This is a genomic window from Mesorhizobium sp. M7A.F.Ca.US.006.01.1.1, assembly GCF_003997935.1.
Taxonomy (GTDB): domain Bacteria; phylum Pseudomonadota; class Alphaproteobacteria; order Rhizobiales; family Rhizobiaceae; genus Mesorhizobium.
This window is the reverse complement of sequence record NZ_RZQL01000007.1, coordinates 44,704-66,500: the sequence shown is the minus strand read 5'-3', so window position 1 is coordinate 66,500 and position 21,797 is coordinate 44,704. Positions and strand designations below refer to the sequence as shown.

At 63.6% G+C, this 21,797-nt stretch carries 17 protein-coding genes; 8 read left to right on the top strand and 9 right to left on the bottom strand.

Annotation, left to right across the window (positions count from 1 at the left end; translation table 11 throughout):
• Both EN943_RS02785 and EN943_RS02780 read right to left on the bottom strand, forming a co-directional pair.
• On the bottom strand, window positions 1-712 hold a 712-nt coding region (locus tag EN943_RS02785), incomplete at its 3' end, for a tetrahydrofolate dehydrogenase/cyclohydrolase catalytic domain-containing protein (RefSeq protein WP_127411405.1).
• Between the two features lie 180 nt (window positions 713-892).
• Window positions 893-3,430 carry a GumC family protein gene (locus EN943_RS02780; protein ID WP_127411404.1) on the bottom strand — a complete coding sequence of 846 codons (2,538 nt, stop codon included), beginning with the start codon at window positions 3,428-3,430 and terminating at the stop codon, window positions 893-895.
• A gap of 198 nt (window positions 3,431-3,628) precedes the next feature.
• Between EN943_RS02780 and EN943_RS02775 the strand changes: the two genes are divergently transcribed.
• Window positions 3,629-4,924, top strand: a complete 1,296-nt coding sequence (locus EN943_RS02775) for a lipopolysaccharide biosynthesis protein (protein ID WP_127411403.1) — start codon at window positions 3,629-3,631, stop codon at window positions 4,922-4,924.
• Here EN943_RS02775 and EN943_RS02770 read toward each other — a convergent pair.
• From EN943_RS02770 to EN943_RS02760, 3 genes are read right to left on the bottom strand one after another with little or no spacing between them, the layout of a single operon-like run.
• The gene (locus tag EN943_RS02770) at window positions 4,921-5,850 is read right to left on the bottom strand and encodes a DUF6492 family protein (protein WP_127411402.1); all 930 of its coding nucleotides are present in this window, start codon (window positions 5,848-5,850) and stop codon (window positions 4,921-4,923) included. The genes EN943_RS02775 and EN943_RS02770 overlap by 4 nt on opposite strands.
• Window positions 5,847-6,641, bottom strand: a complete 795-nt coding sequence (locus tag EN943_RS02765) for a WecB/TagA/CpsF family glycosyltransferase (protein WP_127411401.1) — start codon at window positions 6,639-6,641, stop codon at window positions 5,847-5,849. The genes EN943_RS02770 and EN943_RS02765 overlap by 4 nt, the downstream gene beginning before the upstream one ends.
• Window positions 6,638-7,810: a glycosyltransferase family 4 protein gene (locus EN943_RS02760; RefSeq protein WP_127411400.1), complete on the bottom strand. Its 1,173-nt coding sequence runs from the start codon at window positions 7,808-7,810 to the stop codon at window positions 6,638-6,640. Before EN943_RS02760 ends, EN943_RS02765 begins: the two co-directional genes overlap by 4 nt.
• 172 nt (window positions 7,811-7,982) lie before the next feature.
• Between EN943_RS02760 and EN943_RS02755 the strand changes: the two genes are divergently transcribed.
• From EN943_RS02755 to proC, 3 genes are read left to right on the top strand one after another with little or no spacing between them, the layout of a single operon-like run.
• Complete coding sequence (locus EN943_RS02755) at window positions 7,983-8,981, top strand: glycosyltransferase (protein ID WP_127411399.1); 999 nt, start codon at window positions 7,983-7,985, stop codon at window positions 8,979-8,981.
• On the top strand, window positions 8,950-10,284 hold the full coding sequence (locus tag EN943_RS02750; RefSeq protein WP_127411398.1) for an O-antigen ligase: 1,335 nt from the start codon (window positions 8,950-8,952) through the stop codon (window positions 10,282-10,284). Before EN943_RS02755 ends, EN943_RS02750 begins: the two co-directional genes overlap by 32 nt.
• Before the next feature lie 60 nt (window positions 10,285-10,344).
• Window positions 10,345-11,160, top strand: a complete 816-nt coding sequence (proC, locus tag EN943_RS02745; protein ID WP_127411397.1) for a pyrroline-5-carboxylate reductase — start codon at window positions 10,345-10,347, stop codon at window positions 11,158-11,160.
• 5 nt (window positions 11,161-11,165) lie between these two features.
• Here proC and EN943_RS02740 read toward each other — a convergent pair whose 3' ends face one another.
• Window positions 11,166-12,482 carry an NAD(P)H-dependent oxidoreductase gene (locus EN943_RS02740; protein WP_127411396.1) on the bottom strand — a complete coding sequence of 439 codons (1,317 nt, stop codon included), beginning with the start codon at window positions 12,480-12,482 and terminating at the stop codon, window positions 11,166-11,168.
• A gap of 338 nt (window positions 12,483-12,820) precedes the next feature.
• Between EN943_RS02740 and EN943_RS02735 the strand changes: the two genes are divergently transcribed.
• The 3 genes from EN943_RS02735 (at window position 12,821) to EN943_RS02725 (ending at window position 15,070) form a co-directional block, all read left to right on the top strand.
• Complete coding sequence (locus EN943_RS02735; protein ID WP_024504799.1) at window positions 12,821-14,227, top strand: PTS transporter subunit IIC; 1,407 nt, start codon at window positions 12,821-12,823, stop codon at window positions 14,225-14,227.
• A 75-nt stretch (window positions 14,228-14,302) separates the two neighbouring features.
• Complete coding sequence (locus EN943_RS02730) at window positions 14,303-14,764, top strand: PTS sugar transporter subunit IIA (RefSeq protein WP_127411395.1); 462 nt, start codon at window positions 14,303-14,305, stop codon at window positions 14,762-14,764.
• A gap of 18 nt (window positions 14,765-14,782) precedes the next feature.
• Window positions 14,783-15,070, top strand: coding sequence for a PTS sugar transporter subunit IIB (locus EN943_RS02725; protein ID WP_024504797.1), 288 nt, complete (start codon window positions 14,783-14,785; stop codon window positions 15,068-15,070).
• Between the two features lie 33 nt (window positions 15,071-15,103).
• Here the strand turns inward: EN943_RS02725 and EN943_RS02720 are convergent, their stop codons facing one another.
• Entirely contained in the window at window positions 15,104-16,498 is a 1,395-nt protein-coding gene (locus EN943_RS02720; RefSeq protein ID WP_127411394.1) for a multicopper oxidase family protein, read from the bottom strand.
• Window positions 16,499-16,719: 221 nt separating this feature from the next.
• Window positions 16,720-17,352 (bottom strand): TetR/AcrR family transcriptional regulator, encoded by a 633-nt coding sequence (locus EN943_RS02715; RefSeq protein ID WP_127411393.1) that lies wholly within the window; start codon window positions 17,350-17,352, stop codon window positions 16,720-16,722.
• Window positions 17,353-17,454: 102 nt separating this feature from the next.
• Here EN943_RS02715 and EN943_RS02710 point away from each other — a divergent pair, with 102 nt between their 5' ends.
• On the top strand, window positions 17,455-17,859 hold the full coding sequence (locus EN943_RS02710; protein WP_127411392.1) for a VOC family protein: 405 nt from the start codon (window positions 17,455-17,457) through the stop codon (window positions 17,857-17,859).
• A gap of 85 nt (window positions 17,860-17,944) precedes the next feature.
• Here the strand turns inward: EN943_RS02710 and metH are convergent, their stop codons facing one another.
• Window positions 17,945-21,754 carry a methionine synthase gene (gene metH / locus EN943_RS02705; protein WP_127411391.1) on the bottom strand — a complete coding sequence of 1,270 codons (3,810 nt, stop codon included), beginning with the start codon at window positions 21,752-21,754 and terminating at the stop codon, window positions 17,945-17,947.
• Between the last annotated feature and the right edge of the window lie 43 nt (window positions 21,755-21,797).

Genomic DNA, 21,797 nt, shown 5'->3' with positions numbered 1-21,797 from the left:
GAATGCGGTTGATGCCGACATCGATGACGGTGGCGCCTGGCTTGACCCAATCACCCCTGATCATCTCCGGCCGGCCGACGGCCGCGACAAGAATGTCGGCGGTGCGGGCCAGTGCCGGCAGATCCTTCGTGCGGCTGTGGGCGATGGTGACGGTGCAATTGGCGGCAAGCAGGAGGTTGGCCATCGGCTTGCCGACGATATTGGAGCGGCCGACGACGACGGCGTTGAGGCCGGACAGGTCCTTGCCGCGCACCCGCTCGATCAGAAGCATCGAGCCGGCCGGCGTGCAAGGCACGAAGGCTGTCTCGAGTTCACCGGTGCCGAGCTTGCCGACATTGATGAAATGGAAGCCGTCGACATCCTTTTCCGGCGCGATGGTCTGGATGATCTTGCCGGCGTCGATGTGGGCCGGCAGCGGAAGCTGCACGAGGATGCCGTTGATGGCCGGATCGGCGTTGAGGTCGCCGATGATCTTCAGCAATGCCGGTTCTGAGGTTTCGGCCGGCAGCGTGTGCTGGACGGAATGAAAGCCGCATTCCTTGGCGGTGCGCGACTTGGACGCGACATAGACCTGGCTGGCGGGATCCTCGCCGACGATGACCACGGCAAGACCGGGCCTGTCCTTACCCTTGGCGACAAGTTCAGCCGTCAGGGTCTTGACCGCCCCCACAACGTCCCCGGCAACGCTCTTGCCATCAATCACTTCAGCCATGGACCACCCTCAACACCAGAATGCCCAAGCGCGCCGCTTCCGAAAGCGACGCGCTTTTCGATCTTTCACAGCGTGGCATTTTCACGAAAATTCCAACATGCAATCCCGCCAAAGCGCCGTCCCATGCCGTTTACGCGAAACCGGCATGTTTTTGTACGGCACCGCGCAGATTCTTGTGGCTCAGAAGTAGCGGCGGCGCGCGCGGCTTTCGGTCAGTTCGCGAACCGCTTCGCGGAATTCGCGCAGGCTGGCGCGGATTTCCTCGATTGGCGCTTGCTGCTCGGCATCCTCCACGGCCCGCGACGGCTCCGCCGATCGCTGATGAGGCTGAGGCGCCTGCTGCTGCGGGAGGGTCGGCTGTGGATAGGACCCGGAAGCAGGCTGAGCCGGATCGGGCTGCTGCCCGGCATTGGCGGCCGGCATGGATTGCGGATAGGGATAGCCCGGCTGCTGCGCGTAGCCCAATGGCTGCGCGTAGGGATAGAGCTGCGGCCCTGAATATGGCCGCTGCGTCACCATGGGAGGCGGCAGTGGCGGCTGCGCCGTCTGCTGCGGATGGCCGCCGGGCTGGAAAGGCGGCGCCGGGTATGCTGTCGCGGCAGCCTGCCGGGGCTCGAAGGCCGGCGCCGACTGGGGATAAGCGCGGTACTGCGGATCCTGCATTGGCTTCCCGTTTTCGGCAGAGGCCCATTCGACGTTATCGAACGGCTCCTCCCGGGATGGCCTGCGGGAGATGGACTTGTGCAGCCTCGACAGCAAGGCACCGATCCGGCCGGGACCTTCGGCCGGCGAGACCTCGGCTTGCTGGACAGGCGGTGGCCCGGCCGGCGGTGGCGGCGCAGGCGGGGGTGCCGACGGTTGCGGGGCTGGTGGTTGTGGCGGCGCCGGCGGCGCTGCCCGATATGCCTTGTCTTCGTAAGGCGTCCGGCGTACGTCCGTGCCATGGTCGCGACGCGAGCGCGAATTGGCGGTGTCACGCAGGCTCTCATAGGCGCCACGCATGGCTCCGAGGCCAATGCCGGAGGCAAAACCCAGCAACAGGCCGGCGAGCGCGACCACGACCCGCGACGGCCCGTTCGGCTCGAGCGGCGCGAAGGCCTTCGAGATCACATTGATGTTGGCTGTGTTGATGTCCTTCTGCTCGCCGGTCTCCTTGGCGCGCAGCAGATACTGTTCGTAGACGGAACGCTTGGCGGTCGCCTCGCGCTCCAGTTCGCGCATCGACACGAGGTCGCTGTTGACGTCGCCGCTGCGGACCTTCAGCTGCGCCAGGCGAGAGGCGAGATCCTGTTCGAGCTGGACCGCGCGCTTGAGGTCGACCTGCAGCGACGAGCCGATGCGGCGCAGCTCCGAGGCGATGCGGTCGCGTGCGCCGGCAATCTGGGCATTGAGCGCCTGGAGTTCGGGGTGACGCGGGCCGAACCGGATGGCAGCGCGGTCGGCCTCCTGCTTGAGCGATGCATATTGCGACCGCAGATCGCTCATCGTGTTGGAGTTGATCTCCTCCGGCAAGGTGCCGGTGAGAACCGAATTGACGTCGACCGACCGCGCCGAAGCGGCCCGGGCATTGAGCTCCAGCGTGCGGGCGCGGGCAACCGACAGCTGCTCGTTGAGTTTCAGCATCTCGTCGTCGCTGATGAGATGGCCCTGCGCGTCGACGAGGTCGTGCGTGGCCCTGAAATCCTCGACCTTGCGCTCGGCCGCCTCGACCCCCTTGCGCAACTCGTCAAGCCTGGCTGTCAGTTCGTCGGTGGCGCGGCCTGCGGTGTCCGACTGTATCTGGCCGAAGGTCTGCAGGAAGACATCCGTCATCGTGTTGGCGATGAGGGCCGATTTCTCGCCATTCTGCGTGGTGGCGCTGACGGTGATGACGAAGGTCTTGCCGCCGCGTTCGACCGAAAGGGTCTCGGCCAGATTGCCGACAGCAAGTGCACGGCGGCGGGTGTCGTCGACACCCCCCGGCCCGTCATTGCGCGACAGGACGGAGCGGATGAGCGACATGACGCTGAGGCCGCCGCCGCCTTGCCCATTGAATTCCGGATCGTTGACCAGATTGAGCTTGTCGACGACCTTATTGAGAACGGTGCCTGAGGTCAGCACCCGAACCTGGTTCTCGACGATGGCCAGCGTGGCGTCGGAAGCGACGACCGACTGGGTGAGGTCGCGATCGGTTAGCTTCAGGTCGCGCGGGTCGACGATCAGTTCGGTGGTGGCCTCATATTTCTTCGGCGTCGACAGCGCGATGGTGACGCCGAGCGCGGCGCCCAGTAGTGTCGTCGTCACGATCAGCAGCTTCGACTTGCCGACACCGCGCACGACCTGCATCGGATCGATCAGCGGCTTCCACTGCTGGCTGTCCATGCCGTCGTTTCGGGATAACGACGCGTCGCCTGCAGCGTAAGGTTCCGATGCACGATCGGCGCGACGGGCGCCAGCGGTTTCGGCGGCACCAGGCTGTGTCCGTGGCGTGGTTTGCGCGCGGTAAGCTTGCTCACGATCCCCCTCGGCCGCGACCGGATCCGACAGTTTCGGGTTGCGCGCCTCGCGCTGCGAGCGGGCGAGACGATGACGGGTGGCGGCATCCTCGCGCCATGACGGGTCTGCCCGGTCGCCTATCGAGACCAGCGACGCGTCGGGTTCGTCGCCGCGCACGGCCTGGCCAAGCGCCAGCAATGAGCGCTCGCGCTTCCAGTCTTCGCGGTTTTCCCTGTCGACCATCGTCTGGAGCTTTACCTTTGGCGACCTGCAAACGGCGATTGGCCATTCGTTAAGCCACGCTAAACAGGCATGGAAAACAAAAGGTTAATTTTCCCGCGCCGGGGCTGCGATTTCCCTCTTCGGTTGCATCTATTTTCGACGCAACCTTAGGCCCCAGAACGGCACGTTAAGTTTTCCGGCCTAGGCTCTCCATGAGACATGACGCAGGCCAGTGACATACCGCAAAGGCGGCCCCTCGCCCGGATCGGCACTTTTTTGGCCGAACGACGGGGGCTGCTTCGCGACTATTTTTCTGCGATCAGCGGCGCCGGCGGACGACTGGTGTTTTCACTCGCCTATTTCATCGCGCTGGCCAACACGCTGTCCATTTCCGAATTCGGCATGTTCGCCACCGCATCGGCGGCCGGTGTCATGCTGTCGCGCATCCTCGCCTTCGGGTTCATCTCGGCGCTCTACCGCACCGCCACCATCCGCCCCAATCTGATCGGCACTTTTTCCGCCGGCTTCCTGCTGCTCGGTGTGCTGTCGCTGCCGCTGCTGGCCGCGGCCTCGTTCGGCGTCTATCTGCTTTTCTTCGCCGACACCGTGCCGCTGTCGGTGTTTGCTGCAATCGTCTTTGCCGAAGCGCTGTTGTGGCGGCCGGTGGAGGTGGCGCTGATCGTCAACAACGGCCTGGGCAAGTTCGGCCGCGCCGCGCTGCTGGCCATCCTAGCGACCGCGCTGCGGGCGCTCGGCGCGGTGCTGTTCATGTTCTGGGCACAACACAGCGTCTGGATATGGTCCTGGTTCTATATCGGCGCCAATGCCGCCTCGCTGCTGATTGCCTTCGGCTTCTTCTACCCGCGCCAGAGGCTGCGGCTGCGCGTCGCGCTGTATCTTCGGCGATTGGCCGATTCCGTCTATGTGGCCGGCGCCGAAGTGCTGTTCTACCTGCAGATGGAATTCGACAAGTTGCTGGTGCTGGCAATCGGGGGCCCGCATCTGGCCGGCATCTACGCCATCATCATGCGGCTGGTCGACCTGACCGCCATTCCGATCCGCACCTTCTCGATGATGCTGGTGCAGCGCATGATGCGCGCGCCGGAACTGCTGTCACGGCTGACGGTCAAGAGCGGCATCGAAGGCGGCGTTTTCGCGGTGTCGACGCTGGCGCTCTTGACGCTCGGCATCGTGCTGCATTTCTTCCCCAACGCACTCGGCAAGAATGTCGCCGAGGCCGCCCCGCTGGTTGTGCTGGCGATCTGCGTGCCGGGACTGCGCAATCTGGTCGAATACCAGGCTGAGCTTCTGTTCGCTCGCGGCCAGACGCTGGTGCGGGCGCTCAACCTCGGCCTGCTCGCCGCACTGAAGGCGCTGCTTTTGACCTATGTGCTGACGACCATCCTCGACACGCCGAACCTGGTGCTGTCGCTCAATGTCGTCTTCCTGCTTTTGTATCTCGCCTCGACGCTGCTCACCTATTCGGCGATGCGCAAGCCGGCGAAAGCTATCTAAGAGCGATCGAGCCCAATCAGGCGGCGGATGCGGCCGATATCGGTGCCGATGAAGGATTGCATGCCGATCGCCACCTGCTCCGGCGCCATGGCGGCAACGAAGCGGCGGAACTCGTCATCCGAAAGCGCTTCGCCGGTCCAGTGGACGCGGCAGAACTCTTCGGAACCGTGGAAGTGGCCGGCACCGTCCAGCAGATCGTCGACATAGCGGCCGTAGATCATGCATTCGGAGAATTTGCGCGCCGAGCCGACGACCTCGACCCAGTCGCGGCCATGGACCTTCTCGATCTCGCCGCACATGGCCAGCACAGTGTCGCGCCGCCAGGCGATCAGCGTCGAGATATAGTCATGGATCGACGTCCGGGACGGGTCGATGCCGAGTGCCGAGCCCGCATTGCGCGACCAGATGCGATGCTCCTCATGACCTTCGTCCGCCAGCACACCGTCGCGGCGGAACAGGCGCACCTTGCCGTCGCGCCAGAAGGCGCCGCAGTCAAAAGGTTTCAGGAAGGCAACATCGGAATCGCAGAAGATGAGCACGTCTTCCCCGGCATGCGCCGAGATGGCGATGCGACGCAACTGCTGCACATGCCAGCCGCGCAGGGGCTGGGTCTTCAGGCTGAGCCAGACGCGCCGGCGAAACAGGCTGAGCGGATCGTCGAAGGCGTGCAGCCAGCGCGGCAGCAATTCACGCTCGTCGACGACCGTGCGCCGGCCGGTTTCCAATTGGCGAAACAGCCTGACGTCGCGATGTTCGACCAGGATATAATGGTGCGCCGCGCCGGAGACATGGCGATCAAGTGTCTCGCACAGCAACCGGCAGCGCTCGAAGTCGGGCGCGTAGCTTGCCGTCACGATTGCCGCAGTCGGTGTCTGCCGCAGCGGGCTTGGCTCGACAGCGGCGCCTGGCACGAACCTGCTGTTCATTTGGTATCTCCCGCGGCTTCGGGCGCAAGCGAGAATTTCTGCCTGACGACGCGCAGCAGGAACAGTGGGTTGCCGACCACATAACGGCGCCACAGGCGGCTCGGTTCGACAGCCAACCGGAACAGCCATTCGAGCCGCAGCCGGCGCATCCACAAGGGCGCGCGGGGCACCGCGCCGCTCAGGAAATCAAGCAACGCGCCGACGGCGATCGGCAGCGTGCAATGACGCGCGTCGATATGGCGCTCGATCCACAATTCCTGGCGCGGCACGCCCATGGCGACGAGCAGCACGTCGGGCCGAAGCGCGGCAATCCGGTCGACGATTTCCTGCTCCTGCGAAGCGGGGAAATAGCCGTCATGGATCACCACGAACCGGTGCTGCACGGCCAGTGCCGCCAGCTTGACCGACGCCGCTTCGGCATTGACGCGCGTTGCGCCGAGCAGCCCGACGGTCAGCGGCGTCGTCGAGGCCTGCAGGAAGGCCGGGACGAAATCGGTGCCGTTCAGATTATCGGGAAACGGCGCCCCGTAGAGGAGCCTCGCCGCCAGATCGATACCGATGCCGTCGGGCAGGATGAGGAAATCATCGAGTGCTTGGGCGAACACCGGGTCGGTATAGGCGATGTTGGCGTTGTGGGCGTTGAGGAAACTGACCTTGGTGAAGCGCCGCTCGGCAATCAACCGGTTCAGCAGGGCGATGGCATCGTTCCAGGGGACCGCAACCACCGGGATGCCAAGGATCGTCTTCAGCTTGTCGAGCCCGAACGCGGCGCGGGCGGAATGCATGTTCATGCAAACGCCTCCTGCCTGACGGGTGCGAGCTTTTCGAGGCCGAGCCGGATGGCAGCGTCGAGCGCCTTGACCTGCGAGCCCCGGAACGCGCTGCCGTCAACGTCATGGATGTCGGCCGCGGCAGCCTCGAGAGCCCTGGCGAAGGCAACGGGATCGTCGGTGACGACGCAATTGGCCGGACGGTGGTCGATGCCGCGCAGCGAACGGCTGGTGGCGACCGAAGGCAGGCCGAGCTCGAAGGTTTCGATTGTCTTCAACTGGACGCCGCTGCCGGCGGTGCTGATCAGCGGGATGACGGCGGCGCCGCGCACGAAAGCCTGCGCGTCGGGCACGCGGCCGACAAATTCCACACCCGGATGCCTCGACGCGACGCCGGAAGGCATGTGGCCGGCGATGCGGATGCGGAAATCGGGCCGCAGATGCGGCACGACCTTGCCCAGGAACCAGTCGAGGCCGATGCGGTTCGGCTGCCAGGTCCAGGTGCCGATCAGGGCGGCGTCGCAGTCGATGCGGCGCGGGCCTTTCAGGGTTAGCGCGTGGACCCCGGTCACCAGCGGCAGCACCGCCGAGCGGTTGTCGGAGGCGACACCGAGAGCGGCGCGGTCTTCCTCGGCCAGGGTGAAGACGAAGCGCGCCCGGCGGCAGAGACGCTCTTCGACGGTCTTGAGCAGCCTTGCCTCGCGGCGAAACAGCAGGCGCTGGAAGAGGCTGCCGGCGGCAGCGGCGTTCTCCCGCGCCGAAAGATGCTCGACATTGTGGGCAACGAAGATCGAAGGCCGCCCAGTGAAAAGCTTTTCAAAGGCACCGGCGAACTGCACGGAATTCAAGACATAGCCATCAACCGGTCCAGCGCGCTCGATGGCAGCGAGCACATCGCTGTCGGACACGGCGCGCAGCTTGACCGACGCGAAGGTAAGGCCCGAAAGCAGCGCCTTGCCGACCCAGGCCAGCTTTTGGCGCGCGGAGGCATTGTCCGTGCGCACGTCGATGGCACCCAGCACCACGGTGTTTTCGGGGTCGGCCGCCGGCTTCCCCGGCCAGGTGAAGCCGATGACGGTTACGCGCGCGCCAGCGCGCCGCAAGGCAGCGATGATCGCAGCGTTGGCGATCTCGTAGCCCGAGGCGAGAGCGCCGTCAGGCACGATCGATGTGGCGAACAGCAGATGCATCTCACCTATCCTGTGGTGTAGCCGGTAGCAAAGCGCGGTGAACCCTTGATTAAGCCAGCACATTCGACGACCGAAAGCCTCTGCTTGCAGGCGTTCTCCGTGCAAGGTGATTAACGAAACCTTATCAACCGTGGTGCTACCAGAGCCCAACTCACCATGTGGCTGGACACGGATGATCCCTTTGCCATCGGACGGTTCGGTATCGGTCGCGGGACGCTCGCCGCGGCTTGACGTCGAGGCCGTCGAAGCCGTCGTCACCTTGCCGACCTTCAAGCGTCCCGAGCAAGTGCTGGAAACGCTGGCGTCTCTGCGCGCGCAGCAAACCGGCAGGCGCTTTGCCGTGATCGTCATGGAAAACGAAGCCGAGGCGCGGGCCGGCGCCAAGGCGGCGCTGCCGCTGTTCGAGCGGGGCGAAATGTCGGGCCTGGTGATCATCGCGCATGAGCGCGGCAATTGCAGCGCCTACAATGCCGGTTGGCAGACGGCGATCCTGCAATTCCCGAACTTCAGGCATCTGCTGGTCATCGACGATGACGAGATCGCCGATCCGCAGTGGCTGGAGCGGATGTGCCGGGCTGCCGAAACGCTCGGCGCCGATATTGTCGGCGGCCCACAGGTGCCCGTGTTTGCCGACCCCGCCCATGCGCGATGGGCCGAGCATCCGGTGTTCGCGCCGCCTTATCGGGAAACCGGACGCGTGCCGGCGCTCTATTCGTCCGGCAATCTTCTGGTCGGGCGCAACGTGCTGATCGCCATGGGTCCGCCCTTTCTCGATCTCAGATTCAACTTCATGGGCGGCGGCGATTCCGACTTTCTCAGCCGGTCGGCGCAAAAGGGCTTTGTTCTGGGTTGGTGCGCCGAGGCCAAGGTGCTGGAAACCGTTCCGGCGCGGCGTATCGAAGCCGACTGGATCCGTGCCCGCAGCCTGCGCAACGGCGTCATCTCGACACTGGTCGAAAAGAAGAAGCGCGCCGGCACGCCAATGGCCGGCGCCAAAGTGTTGCTGAAGAGCCTGGCACTGCTTGCCGCCTCGCCGTTTCGCGGCCTGATCCGGCTGGCGCGGACCGGATCGCCTGATATCGCCATCTACCCCGTCCATGTGGCGCTGGGCCGCGTGCTGGCCGAATTCGGATATGCCAATGAGCAATACCGCCAGCCTGAGAAAAACTGAGCGCGCGCCGCTCAGCGACGCGTTCACGCGCGAAGGCGTGGCCACCGCCATTGCCGCGCTGCTGTTCACCGTCATCATGGTGTCCTTCAGGCCGTTCCAGCCGGGCGGCGCCGAACTCACCGGTCAAGGTGGCGACATCGTCAACCAGCTTGGCTTCGGTTCGCTCGGCGCCATGTCGATCTTCTCGCTGATGGCCTTTGCCGATCCGCGCGTGGTGCGCTCGCTGCTCAGCCCGTCCTGGGTGCTGATGCTGGGCTTCTTTTTCCTCTCGGTGATCCTGTCGACCGATCCGCCTTCGGCGATGCGCGCCGCCTCCTTCACGCTGATCGGCATCCTGACGATGGCGACGATCCTGGTGCTGCCGCGCGACGCCGAGGCCTTCTCGAAGGTGATCATCTTCACCGCTGTCGTGATCATGGGCCTTTCCTATCTCGGCCTCATCGTCTTTCCGCACGAGGCAATGCACACCGCCGACTCGCAGGAGCCCGAGCATGCCGGCCTGTGGCGCGGCGTGTTCACCCACAAGAACATCGCCGGGCCGATCATGGCCTGCCTCAGCTTCGCAGGCCTCTATCTCTACCGGCGCGGACAGCGCTACTGGGGCGCCGGGATCTTCTTCGCGGCGATGATCTTCATGCTGCACACCGGCTCCAAGACGACCGCCGGCCTGGTGCCGTTCTCGATCCTGATCGTGATGTTCCCGAGCCTGATAGGCATGCGGCTCGGCACGCCGATCCTGTTTGCGCTGGCGATCATCGCCACGGCGGTCGGCACGCTGGGCATCGTCTTCCTGCCGCCGGTAAAACATCTGGCGGCGATCTACTTCCCCGGCATGACCTATACCGGCCGCACGACGCTGTGGGAGTTCGCCGGCAGCATGCTGGCGAAGAAGCCGTGGACCGGCTACGGCTATGAGAGCTTCTGGGGCACGCCGCTCTTGCTCAACCAGGACCAGCCCTTCGACCGGCCGTGGGATATCAGAACCATCGTGCATGGCCATGACGGTTATCTCGACATCGCCGTGCTGATGGGCATTCCGGCACTATGCGTGGCGGTCTACACCTTCCTCATCGCGCCGCTGCGCGACTACATGCGCATTCCGTTGCGCAGGGAAAACATCTTTCTCGGCGACTTCTTCATGATGGTGGTGTTGTTCACGGCGCTGAACGCCTTCCTCGAAAGCTTCTTCTTCCATCGCGGCGACCCGGTCTGGCTGTTCTTCGTGCTCGGCGTGCTCGGCCTCAGGCAAGTGTCGCTGCGGCCAATCGCGGTGCGCGATCCCGATCGTGGCTCGCGATCCTGACAGGGCTTCCCCAGGGAAGCGCCAGCGTCTATGTGAAGGCCTTCATTCGGAGGGCTTTCGATGACGATCAGGCTTGTTCTCGCCGGCTGCGGCAATATGGGCTACGCTATGCTCTCGGGCTGGCTGAAATCCGGCAAGCTTGCGCCGTCGGCGGTTTTCGTGGTCGAGCCCAATGCCGATCTGCGCAATCGCGCGGCAGCGCTGGGCTGCGCGACATCAGCCGATGCCGGTAGCATTCCGGCCGATGCCGTGCCCGATCTCGTCGTCATCGCGGTGAAGCCGCAGGTAATCCGCGACGTCACGGCCGCCTACAAGCGTTTCGGCGACGGCCGCACCACCTTTGTCAGCATCGCTGCCGGCACGCCTGCCGCCACCTTCGAGGAAATCTTGGGCAACCGCGCGCCGATCGTGCGCTGCATGCCCAACACGCCCGCGGCGATCGGCAAGGGCATGATGGTGGTGTTCTCCAACAAGCTCGTGTCCGATGACACCAAGCGCTTCGTCGCCGACCTTTTGTCGGCAAGCGGCGAAGTGGCCACCATCGACGATGAAGGCCTGATGGATGCGGTGACCGCCGTGTCCGGATCAGGGCCGGCCTATATCTTCCATTTCATCGAAGCGCTGACCGTGGCAGCCGAGAAGGCCGGTCTGCCGACGGCGACCGCCAAGCTGCTCGCCATGCAGACCGTCTATGGCGCCGCCTCGCTCGCCGCCGAAAGCGGCGAGGAACCGGCCGTGCTGCGCCAGCAGGTCACCAGCCCCAAGGGGACGACGGCCGCGGCGCTGGACGTGTTGATGGGCGAGGATCGGCTGACGCGCCTTCTCACAGAGGCGGTGGAGGCTGCGCGGCTCAGGTCGGTTGAATTGGGGAAGTAAATTCCTCAGCTTGCCCCGTACAGCATCTCATCCTGCAGCCGGCGCAAGGCGAACAGCCTCGTCGTCTGGTCGGGCGACGCATTGTCTGACGTCAGCAACTCGCCTTTCTTGACCGGTTTCAGCACCTTGCCGCCCTCGAGCAGGCCGACCGGCACGGCGCGCCGGGCACGGGCTTCGCCGACGGTCATCGTCCAGGAACGGTAGCAGGTCTCGCCGATCGCATCGAAGGTCTCGCCGGAGGCAAGGTCGCGCTTGGCGATGGCGCACACTTCGGCAACGGGCCGCGGCAGCGGCACCATGTCGGGCTTGCCGAAAAGCACGATGCGGGCGGCGGTCAGCGGTACCTCCAGCGAGGTCAGATGATAGGGCCGGAACAGGCTGTAATAAGGGCCGTGGCCGATATGCAGATCGTCCATGCGCTCGATGATGCGCGGATGCGTCGCCTCGACGATGACGAAGACGCCGGGCGCGACGCCCTTGCCGACCGTGTAGTCGACGACGCCCTTCTTCAGCAAAAGCCCGCCATCCTCGCGCGGGATCAGCACCTTGGCGAGGTCATCGCGGTCGGCCTTGGGGCCGTGCATGCCGGGCACATCGGGCACCAGCCCGGTGGCGTTGGCGATGGCGCACATCTCGACCATGGTCTTGGAGCCGTCGACGAACTCGACCAGCATGCGCGGGTTCATGTTGCGGCGGATCGCTTCGGCGCGATAGTCGTCCGGCACAGCATCGTGGTTAAGCGGGTTGTTCTTGCCCTTGCCGGCCGAGACGATGGTCAGCCCGAGTGCCGACGCGAATTCGATCAGTTCCATGCAGCTCGACGGCTCGTCGCCCGCACCCACCGAATAGACGACGCCAAGCCGGTCGGCCTGCTGCTTGAGATAGCAGCCGATGGTGACGTCGGCCTCGACGTTCATCATCACCAGATGCTTGCCGTGCTCCATCGCCATGAGGTCGAAATCGGCGGCGACGCCCGGCTTGCCGGTGGCGTCGATGACGACGTCGATCAGCGGGTTGGTGACCAGCATCTCGTTGGATGTGATGGCGAGCTTGCCGCTCTCGATGGCGCCGGTGACTTTCGACGCGGTATCGGCTTCGACCGCCATGGCTTCGTCGCCATAGGCGATGCGGATGGCATCGCGCGCGGTGTGCGGGCGGCGCGTCGAGACGGCGCAGACCGAAATACCCGGCATCAGCATGCCCTGTGTGACCAGATCCGTGCCCATTTCGCCCGAACCGATGACACCGATGCGCACTGGGCGGCCTTCGGCGGCACGCTTGGCGAGATCACGGGCAAGCCCGGTCAGGGCGACGTTGGTCATGCAGGAATGTCCACAGCTTCGTGATTTGGGGTCGGATAGCAGGGAACGGGCTCTATTTGCCAACGAAACCGGACGCGACCGGCAATTTCCCACGAAATCGTCTCGGAATGGACGTCCGCCGAGGCTCGATTGGCCGAAGCGCAACCAATTGACATTGCAGCGAACAACCCCAATAAAACATTCGTTTGTCAGCAAAGGCAAATGTTCACCGACGCGACAGTCGGGAAGCATTCACCTCGAGGGCAAATTGGGGAGTGTCTTTGCGCCACGGCGTCAAGGCTGGATGGAGCATCATTGCGAGGCGTCGAGCGAAGGCTCGCGGCTCCAGGGGAGGAAAAATGGATACTGTTCTCGCGGGCCTAAAAGGGGCCATCGACACGCTTGGCCCGACGATCCTGCTGCCAATTGTCATTTTCATCATCGCCGTGGTTCTGGGCGCCAAGGTCAGCAAGGCTTTTCGCGCCGCCGTCACCATCGGCGTCGCCTTCATCGGCATCAATCTGGTGCTTGGCCTCATGTTCACGTCGATTGGCGACGTCGCCAAGGCCATCGTCACCAACACCGGCATTCATCGCGACATCATCGATGTCGGCTGGCCTTCAGCGGCCGCGATCGCCTTCGGCTCGTCGGTCGGCCTTTGGGTCATTCCGGTCGGTATCCTCGTCAACATCGTGCTGTTGCTGACACGCATGACGCGCACGCTCAATGTCGACGTCTGGAATTTCTGGCACTTCGCCTTTGTCGGCTCGCTGGTCGTCGCCGCAACCGACAATCTGGCCTATGGCATTGCGGTCGCAGCACTTGTCGCAGCACTCTCGCTGCTGTTCGCCGACTGGTCGGCGCGCGCGGTACAGCAGTTCTACGGCGTGCCCGGCATTTCCGTGCCGCATCTCGCCTCGGCGCAAATCCTGCCGATCGCCATTGTGCTCAACTGGATCATGGACCGCATTCCCGGGATCAACCGCATCAACATCAACACCGATACGATCGAGCGCAGGTTCGGCGTGTTCGGCGAACCTGTCGTGATGGGCCTCATCATCGGCCTCGTGCTTGGTGCGATCGCCTTCTACAATGCGGGTGATCTCAGCGTGGTGCTGGCCAAGGTTCTGGGCACCGGCATGACGCTGGCCGCGGTGATGCTGCTGCTACCGCGCATGGTCAAGATCCTGATGGAAGGCCTGCTGCCGGTTTCCGACGCAGCCCAGGCATTCGTGCGCAAGCGCACGGGCGATCGCGAGCTTCTTGTTGGCCTCGATTCCGCGATCCTGATCGGCCATCCGGCCGCGATCTCGTCGTCGCTGATCCTGGTGCCGATCGCGATCATCCTGTCCATCATCCTGCCTGGCAACCGCGTCATCCTGTTCGCCGACCTTGCGGTTATCCCCTTCATCGTCGCCATGACCGCGCCGCTGGTCAAAGGCAACGTGTTCCGCATGGTGGTGATCGGCACGGTGACGCTGGCCATCGGCTTCTACGTCGCCAACGCGCTGGCGCCGCTGTTCACAAGCGCAGCAGTCTCGTCGGGCTTCAAGCTGCCGGCGGACGCGCTGCAGATCACCTCGGTGGTCGACGGCTTCCTGTGGGTGCCTTACGTGGTCATCGAGGCGATCCAGGGGCTTGGACTTGTCGGCATCATCGTGATCGCGGTGGTCATCGCGGCATTGTTTGTCCTCTACCGCCGCAATCCGCTCGGCTGGGAACGGGCCGCGGGCGCCGAGGACGAGCCGGCCGAAGAGACGGCCTGAACCTGATAGCGTCTACCCTTCAAACCGATCGTGCGCCCTACCTCGGGGCGCACGATTTCATAGACGGAGCAAAGAATGTCCGACGGCCTCATGCAGCTTCTGGACCCCGACGCGATCGTGCTCGGATCCGATGCCTCGACCAATGAGGAGATCATCCGCATCCTGGCGGGCCGGCTGGAGACACTTGGCTATGTCAAAAGCTCCTATGCCGACGCGGTCGTGCGCCGCGAATTGACCATCCCGACCGGACTGCCGCTGGAACGCTCCGACAACGTCGCGGTGCCGCATACCGATCCGGAGCATGTGCTGAAGCCTGGGATCGCGATGGGCACATTGAAGCAACCAGTGACCTTCGCCAATATGGAGGATCCCGACGAGATGCTGCCGGTCGGCTTCGTCTTCCTGCTTGCCATCAACGACAAGGACAAGCAGATTGAGGCGCTGCAGGCCGTCATGGCCACCATCCAGAACCCGCAAGCCTTGGATGATTTGAGGGCGGCCAGAACCCTCGAAGACGTGCGAGCCGTACTCGGCTGAAACAAGGAGAAAGCAGAGATGTCCAGACAGAAAACCATTCTCTTTGCCTGCGGCACGGGCATCGCCACCTCGACCGCGGTCAATGTCGCCGTCACCGAGGAAATGAAGAAACGCGGCCTCACCTTCAACGCCCAGCAGGCAAAGGCCACCGAAGTGCCCGGACTGGCCGACAATGTCGACTTCATCGTCTCAACCACCCCGATCTCCGCTTCGGTGACCAAGCCGGTCATCAAGGGCCTCGCCTTCCTCACCGGCATCGGCAAGGACAAAGTGCTCGACGAGATCGAGGCGCAATTGCGCAAGTGACGGCCCAGACGCGACGCGCAGGCTGACGCGGCTTCACACCACCGTGACGTAGCTCGTCATGCCCGATTTCTGATGCTCGATGATGTGGCAGTGCAGCAGCCAGTCGCCGGGATTGTCGGCGACGAAACCGAGCTGAACCTTCTCGTTGGGCTGGATGAGATAGGTGTCGGAAATGAAAGGCTGAACCTGGCGCGTCGAGGACGACAGCACCTTGAAGCTCATGCCGTGCAGATGCATCGGATGGGATTGCGGCGTTAGGTTCTCCATATCGATGACATAGCTCCTGCCAAGCTTCAATTCGGCCAGCGGCGCGGTCGGATCCGGCGTATCGCCGGGCCACGGCACCTTGTTGATGGCCCAAAAACTGTAGCCAAGCGAACCGCAGATGCCATCGCTCGGGACGTTTTCCGCCGTGGCGCTGAGCGCCAGGGAAATATGTTGGGCGCTGGCGAGATCCACTTCCGCCACCGGATTGACCTCCAGCAGAGCAAGATCACGAATGTCCCGCTTGAGCGAGTTTCCTGTCGCGCGCAGGGTTGCCAGGATTTTTGGCTTGGTGCCCCTGACGTCCCTCAAGCTGACGATCGCGCCTTCGTCGTCGGGCATGCGGATGGCCAACTCCATGCGCTGTCCCGGTCCAAGCAGCAAGGCATCGGGGGAAAAACGCTGCGGCACCGGATTGCCGTCCAGTGCGATGACTGACGCTTCGGCGCCATCGACGCGAAAGGCATAGATCCGGGTGACGTCGGTGATGGCGACCCTGAGCCGCACCAGCCCTCCGGCCGGCGCGTCATATTGCGGCTGATCGAGCCAGTTTGCGGTGCGCACCGTGCCGTAAGTGCCGGTTCTTGCGGCATCGCGCGGTCGGAACTGATCGATGAACTGGCCGTCGTCGCCGAGGCGCCAGTCGCGCAGATTGACGACCATTTCGGCATCGAATTTCGGATCGCTGGGGTTCTCGACCACGATCACTCCCGTCAGGCCGTGGCCCATCTGCTCCAGCGTGTTGCAGTGCGGATGATACCAGAAGGTGCCGGCGTCAGGCGGCGTGAAGGCGTAGTCGAAATGGTCGCCGGTGTAGACGTAGGGCTGGACCAGGAACGGCACGCCGTCCATCTTGTTTGGAACGCGAATGCCGTGCCAGTGGATCGTCGTCGGGTCGTCGATGGCATTGACGAGACGCGCGGCAAAGGGCTCGCCTTTTTTCATCCTGAGCACGGGCGGCATGCCAGCGTTGCCATAGGTCAGCACATCCCTGGTCTGGCCGACATCCATCAGCTTCGCCTGGATTTTTGCCGTCTGCAAAACCACAGGCTCAGCTGTGGCGGCGGCCCAGCCGCCAAGCCGGCCCATGGCCGAAAGCCCGATCCCGCCCGCGCCGGCAACCGCAGCCGTTTTCAAAAGCCTGCGGCGTGTGAGTACAGTCATTCGGCGCTCCAACTGCAAAGACGGCTGCCTTGGGTTTATCGCAGCCTTGGATCGTAAGCGAGCAGCCTGTGCAAAACCGGCTTGCTGGCAGTTGAAGCTGTTTCTGGCGCGGCAGATCTCCTCAAGATACCAGCCGATGTAGACGGGCACCTTAAGCAAAAGACGACAGGCGCGGACGGACAATCGACCACAGGAAGCATCGCTGGCGGAGAGGAATGAGACTATTTCAACCGCGCCCCATAGGCGGCAAGGAACGCTTCGACCGAAGCATCGGCGTGCCGCTCAAGGTCAGCCTTCGAGCGCGGGTTGCTTCCGGTGAACATGGCTTCGTTCATAGGGATCCAGAGAAGCATTCCAAAGAGATGGCTGGCTGCCAAACGGGGATCGCCGGTCTGCAACAGGCCTCGACTGGTAAGCTTCTGAAAGCATGATGCCACCGAGGCAAGCATGCGCTCAAAACCTTTTTCATACCAGCTGCGGCCAAGCTGCGGCATTCGATCCGCGTTGGCGATAATCAGACGCCGCAGCTTCAGCAAATCGTCGTCCATCAGCGTCGTTGTCATGCGTCGGGCAAGCTGCTGCAAACCGCCCTCCATGAATTGCGCCTCGGAAAGCAGCATCGTCACGGACTCGACAACATCGTTGGTCTGGCTCGCGGTGGACTCGACGACTTCGCAGAAAAGCGTCTCCTTGTCCCTGAAATGCTTGTAGACGGTCTGCTTGGAAGCCCCCGCCTTGGTGGCGATCTCTTCCATGCTGGTTCCATCATAACCCTTAGCGATGAACGCGGCTGTGGCCGCTTCGATGATTTCACGATCCTTGCGAGCCGCCCTGGTCTCACCATCAATTTTCATAGCACCTCTCAACCAGTACTAGACGGTACCGTTCCCGCATGGTAGCCATGGCTACAGTACTAGACTGACTAGTACCCATCAACGGCAGCAAGGCTTAGACCGATGACCAAAATGATCTTCCTCAATCTACCGGTACGCGATCTGCAGGTGGCGACCAAGTTCTATCTCGCGATCGGGGGCACGCTGAACCCGCAGTTCTCGAGCGACCAAGCCAGCTCGATCATGTTCTCAGACTCCATTGGGGTCATGTTGCTTACGCACCAGCATTACAGCCAGTTCACAGCGCGGCAGATCGGCGACCCCAAGCGCGACAGCCAGATGCTGATCGCGCTCACCACCGACAGCAAGGAGGAGGTCAATGCCGTAATCGAGAAGGGCGTGGCGGCAGGCGGTCGTGCTGATCCCAACCCGGTGCAGGATCTCGGTTTCATGTTCAACCGTCACATCGAAGATCCGGACGGCAACGTCTGGGAGCTGCTGTGGATGAACCCGTCCGCCATGCAATAGCCCACCGGAATCGAAGCGGGCCAGGATGACAATGGAGAAGCGATTGGCATTCGCCTGTCGCTTCCATCAGGCGTGCCGGCATCAGCTATTCAGCCGCCTCGGCATAGTGCGCCGGCACGTAGTTGAGGATGGGGCCAAGCCAGCGCTCCACTTCCGCGAGCGGCATCGCCTTGCGGCGCGCATAATCCTCGACCTGGTCGCGTTCGACCTTGGCGACGCCGAAATAGTAGCTTTCGGGATGCGACAGATAGATGCCGGACACGGACGAACCCGGCCACATCGCGTAGCTTTCCGTCAGGCTCACACCGGCATTGCCTTCGCCGTCGAGCAGCCGGAACAAAGTCGCCTTCTCCGTATGGTCGGGCTGCGCCGGATAGCCGGGCGCCGGGCGGATGCCGCGATAGGGTTCGCCGATCAGCTCGTCGGGCGCCAGCGCCTCGTCTGGCGCATAGCCCCAGAACTCCTTGCGCACCTTTTCATGCATGCGCTCGGCAAAGGCTTCGGCGAAGCGGTCGGCCAGCGCCTTGACCATGATCGAGGAATAGTCGTCATTGGCGCGCGCGAAGCGCTCGGCGATCGCCACCTCCTCGATGCCGGCGGTGACGATGAAGCCGCCGATATAGTCGGGCTTGCCGCTATCCGCCGGCGCGACGAAATCCGACAGGGCGACATTGGATTTGCTGTCACGCTTGGTCAGTTGCTGGCGCAGGGTGAAGAAGGTCGCCAGTTCCTGTGACCGCTTCTCGTTCGTGAACAGTTTGATGTCGTCGCCGACGGCATTGGCCGGCCAGAAACCGATGACGCCGCGCGGAGCGAACCATTTCTCGGCGATGATCTTCTTCAACATCGCTTGCGCATCCTCGAAGAGTTGGCGGGCGGCGGCGCCTTGCGCCTCGTCTTCGAGGATTTTTGGATAGCGGCCCTTCAGCTCCCAGGTCTGGAAGAACGGCGTCCAGTCGATGTAGCGGGCAAGCTCGGTCAGGTCCCAATTCTCGAACACCTTCACGCCGGTGAAGGACGGCTTCGGCGGCTCATAAGCCGACCAGTCTATCCGATGTGCATTGGCCCTCGCCTTGGCCAGCGGCAGCCGCTGCTTGTCGGCTTCGGAGCGGGTATGCGCGTCGGCGACCTTCTTGTATTCGGCGCGCACCGTGTCGACATAGCCGCCCTTGGTCTCGTTCGACAGCAAGGAAGACACGACGCCCACCGCCCTGCTGGCGTCTGTGACATAGACCGTCTGGCCCTTGGTGTAGCGCGGGTGGATTTTCACCGCCGTGTGCACGCGGCTGGTCGTCGCGCCACCGATCAGCAGCGGAATGTCGAAGCCTTCACGCTCCATTTCGGCGGCCATGTGCACCATCTCGTCCAGCGACGGCGTGATCAGGCCGGACAGGCCGATGATGTCGACTTGTCTCTCGCGCGCCGTCTGCAGGATCTTTGCCGCCGGCACCATGACGCCGAGATCGATGATCTCGTAATTGTTGCAGGCCAGCACGACGCCGACGATGTTCTTGCCGATGTCGTGGACATCGCCCTTCACCGTCGCCATCAGGATTTTTCCAGCCGTCTGGCGTTCGCCATTGTCGATGCCGTTGGCGGCATTGGCCAGCTTCTCGGCCTCCATATGCGGCAGCAAGCCGGCCACCGCCTGTTTCATCACGCGCGCCGACTTCACCACCTGCGGCAGGAACATCTTGCCCGCGCCGAACAGGTCGCCGACGACGTTCATGCCGGCCATCAGCGGACCTTCGATGACATGCAGCGGGCGCTCGGCAGCCAGCCGCGCTTCCTCGGTGTCGGCGTCGATGAATTCGGTGATGCCGTTGACCAGCGCATGGCTGATCCGCTGTTCGACGGTCCATTCGCGCCAGGCAAGATCGCGCTCCTTGGCTTCCTGGCCCGCCGTGCCCTTGAAGCGTTCGGCGATCTCCAGCATGCGCTCCGTCGCGGTGCCGCCGGCCTTGGGCACACGGTTGAGCACGACATCCTCGCAGGCCTCGCGCAGCGCCGGCTCGATCATGTCGTAGACGGCGAGCTGACCGGCATTGACGATGCCCATGTCCATGCCGCGCTGGATGGCATGGTAGAGGAACACGGCATGCATGGCCTCGCGCACCGGCTCGTTGCCACGGAACGAGAAGGACAGGTTCGACACGCCACCGGAAATATGGACATGCGGCAGCGTCGCGGTGATCTCGCCCGTCGCCCCGATGAACTCGACGCCGTAATTGTCGTGCTCCTCGATGCCGGTGGCGACCGCGAAGACATTGGGGTCGAAGACGATATCCTCGGGTGGGAAGCCGGCCTGTTCGGTCAGGAGCTTGTAGGCGCGGGTGCAGATCTCGACCTTGCGCGCCTTGGTGTCGGCCTGGCCGTCTTCGTCGAAGGCCATGACGACCACGGCGGCGCCATAGGCGCGCACCAGCCTGGCATGATGCAAGAACGCCGCCTCGCCTTCCTTCATCGAGATGGAGTTGACCAGCGGCTTGCCCTGCACGCATTTCAGGCCGGCCTCGATGATCTCCCACTTCGAACTGTCGACCATGACAGGGACACGGGCGATGTCCGGCTCGGCGGCGATCAGGTTGAGATATTCGACCATCGCCTTCTTCGAATCGATCAGCCCCTCATCCATGTTGATGTCGATGATCTGGGCGCCATTGGCGACTTGGTCGCGCGCCACGTCGAGTGCGGCGACATAGTCGCCCGCCGTGATCAGTTTTCGGAACTTGGCCGATCCCGTGACATTGGTGCGCTCGCCGACATTGACGAACGGAATCTCGTCGGTGAGCGTGAACGGCTCCAGCCCGGACAGGCGCATCTTCGGCGCGATGTCCGGAATGGCGCGCGGCGGATACTTCCGCACCGCCTCGGCGATGGCGCGGATGTGGTCCGGCGTCGAGCCGCAGCAGCCACCGACGACATTGACCAGTCCCTCGTGGGCAAAATCCTCGATCTGCGCGGCCATGAAGTCCGGGCTCTCGTCATACCGGCCGAATTCATTGGGCAGGCCGGCATTCGGATAGGCGCAGGTGAAGGTGTTGGCGACGCCCGATATTTCGGCCAGATGCGCGCGCATGGCATTGGCGCCGAGCGCGCAGTTGAGACCTATCGTGAAGGGGCTGGCGTGGCGCACCGAATGCCAGAAGGCCGTCGGCGTCTGGCCCGATAGCGTGCGGCCGGAGAGATCGGTGATCGTGCCCGAAATCATCACCGGCAGATGCACGCCCTTCTCGATGAAGATCTCTTCCGCTGCGAAGATCGCCGCCTTGGCGTTCAGCGTGTCGAAGATGGTCTCGATCAGGATGATGTCGGCGCCGCCATCGATCAACCCGCGCAGCTGCTCGCCATAGGCGAGGCGCAGATCGTCGAAGGTCACGGCGCGATAGCCGGGATTGTTGACGTCGGGCGACATCGAGGCGGTGCGGTTGGTCGGCCCGAGTGCGCCGGCGACAAAGCGGCGCTTACCGTCCTGCTGCTCGGCACGAACAGCAGCGCGGCGTACCAGCCGCGCGCCATCGCGGTTCAGCGCGTAGACGGCATCTTCCATGCCGTAGTCGGCCTGTGCGATCGAGGTCGAGGAGAAAGTGTTGGTTTCGAGGATGTCGGCGCCCGCGATGGCGTATTGATAGTGGATCTCCTCGATCGCCCCGGGCTGCGTTAGGATCAGAAGATCGTTGTTGCCTTGCTGATGGCAGACGCAGCCGGCGAAGGCCTCGCCGCGAAACTGGTCCTCGTCAAAGCCGAGGCCCTGGATCTGTGTGCCCATGGCGCCATCGAGGATGAGAATGCGCTCGCGTGCTGCCGCAGTGAGCGCCGCAAGCACCTCCGACCCGTCCGGCTTTGCCGCGACGGGGCCGAACAATGCGTCCAGCGAGGCAGAATTCTGCGACATTTCTTATCCCTTTGGCGACAAGTCTGTTCATGTCACATAAGGA

Excerpts from the sequence above, each read along its gene's own strand:
- EN943_RS02720 (WP_127411394.1), bottom strand. The coding sequence starts at position 16,498 with ATGACTGTACTCACACGCCGCAGGCTTTTGAAAACGGCTGCGGTTGCC.
- EN943_RS02750 (WP_127411398.1), top strand. The coding sequence starts at position 8,950 with ATGAGCAATACCGCCAGCCTGAGAAAAACTGAGCGCGCGCCGCTCAGC.
- EN943_RS02735 (WP_024504799.1), top strand. The coding sequence starts at position 12,821 with ATGGATACTGTTCTCGCGGGCCTAAAAGGGGCCATCGACACGCTTGGC.
- EN943_RS02775 (WP_127411403.1), top strand. The coding sequence starts at position 3,629 with ATGACGCAGGCCAGTGACATACCGCAAAGGCGGCCCCTCGCCCGGATC.
- proC (WP_127411397.1), top strand. The coding sequence starts at position 10,345 with ATGACGATCAGGCTTGTTCTCGCCGGCTGCGGCAATATGGGCTACGCT.
- EN943_RS02740 (WP_127411396.1), bottom strand. The coding sequence starts at position 12,482 with ATGACCAACGTCGCCCTGACCGGGCTTGCCCGTGATCTCGCCAAGCGT.
- metH (WP_127411391.1), bottom strand. The coding sequence starts at position 21,754 with ATGTCGCAGAATTCTGCCTCGCTGGACGCATTGTTCGGCCCCGTCGCG.
- EN943_RS02755 (WP_127411399.1), top strand. The coding sequence starts at position 7,983 with ATGATCCCTTTGCCATCGGACGGTTCGGTATCGGTCGCGGGACGCTCG.
- EN943_RS02780 (WP_127411404.1), bottom strand. The coding sequence starts at position 3,430 with ATGGTCGACAGGGAAAACCGCGAAGACTGGAAGCGCGAGCGCTCATTG.
- EN943_RS02710 (WP_127411392.1), top strand. The coding sequence starts at position 17,455 with ATGACCAAAATGATCTTCCTCAATCTACCGGTACGCGATCTGCAGGTG.
- EN943_RS02770 (WP_127411402.1), bottom strand. The coding sequence starts at position 5,850 with ATGAACAGCAGGTTCGTGCCAGGCGCCGCTGTCGAGCCAAGCCCGCTG.
- EN943_RS02765 (WP_127411401.1), bottom strand. The coding sequence starts at position 6,641 with ATGAACATGCATTCCGCCCGCGCCGCGTTCGGGCTCGACAAGCTGAAG.
- EN943_RS02730 (WP_127411395.1), top strand. The coding sequence starts at position 14,303 with ATGTCCGACGGCCTCATGCAGCTTCTGGACCCCGACGCGATCGTGCTC.
- EN943_RS02725 (WP_024504797.1), top strand. The coding sequence starts at position 14,783 with ATGTCCAGACAGAAAACCATTCTCTTTGCCTGCGGCACGGGCATCGCC.
- EN943_RS02760 (WP_127411400.1), bottom strand. The coding sequence starts at position 7,810 with ATGCATCTGCTGTTCGCCACATCGATCGTGCCTGACGGCGCTCTCGCC.
- EN943_RS02715 (WP_127411393.1), bottom strand. The coding sequence starts at position 17,352 with ATGAAAATTGATGGTGAGACCAGGGCGGCTCGCAAGGATCGTGAAATC.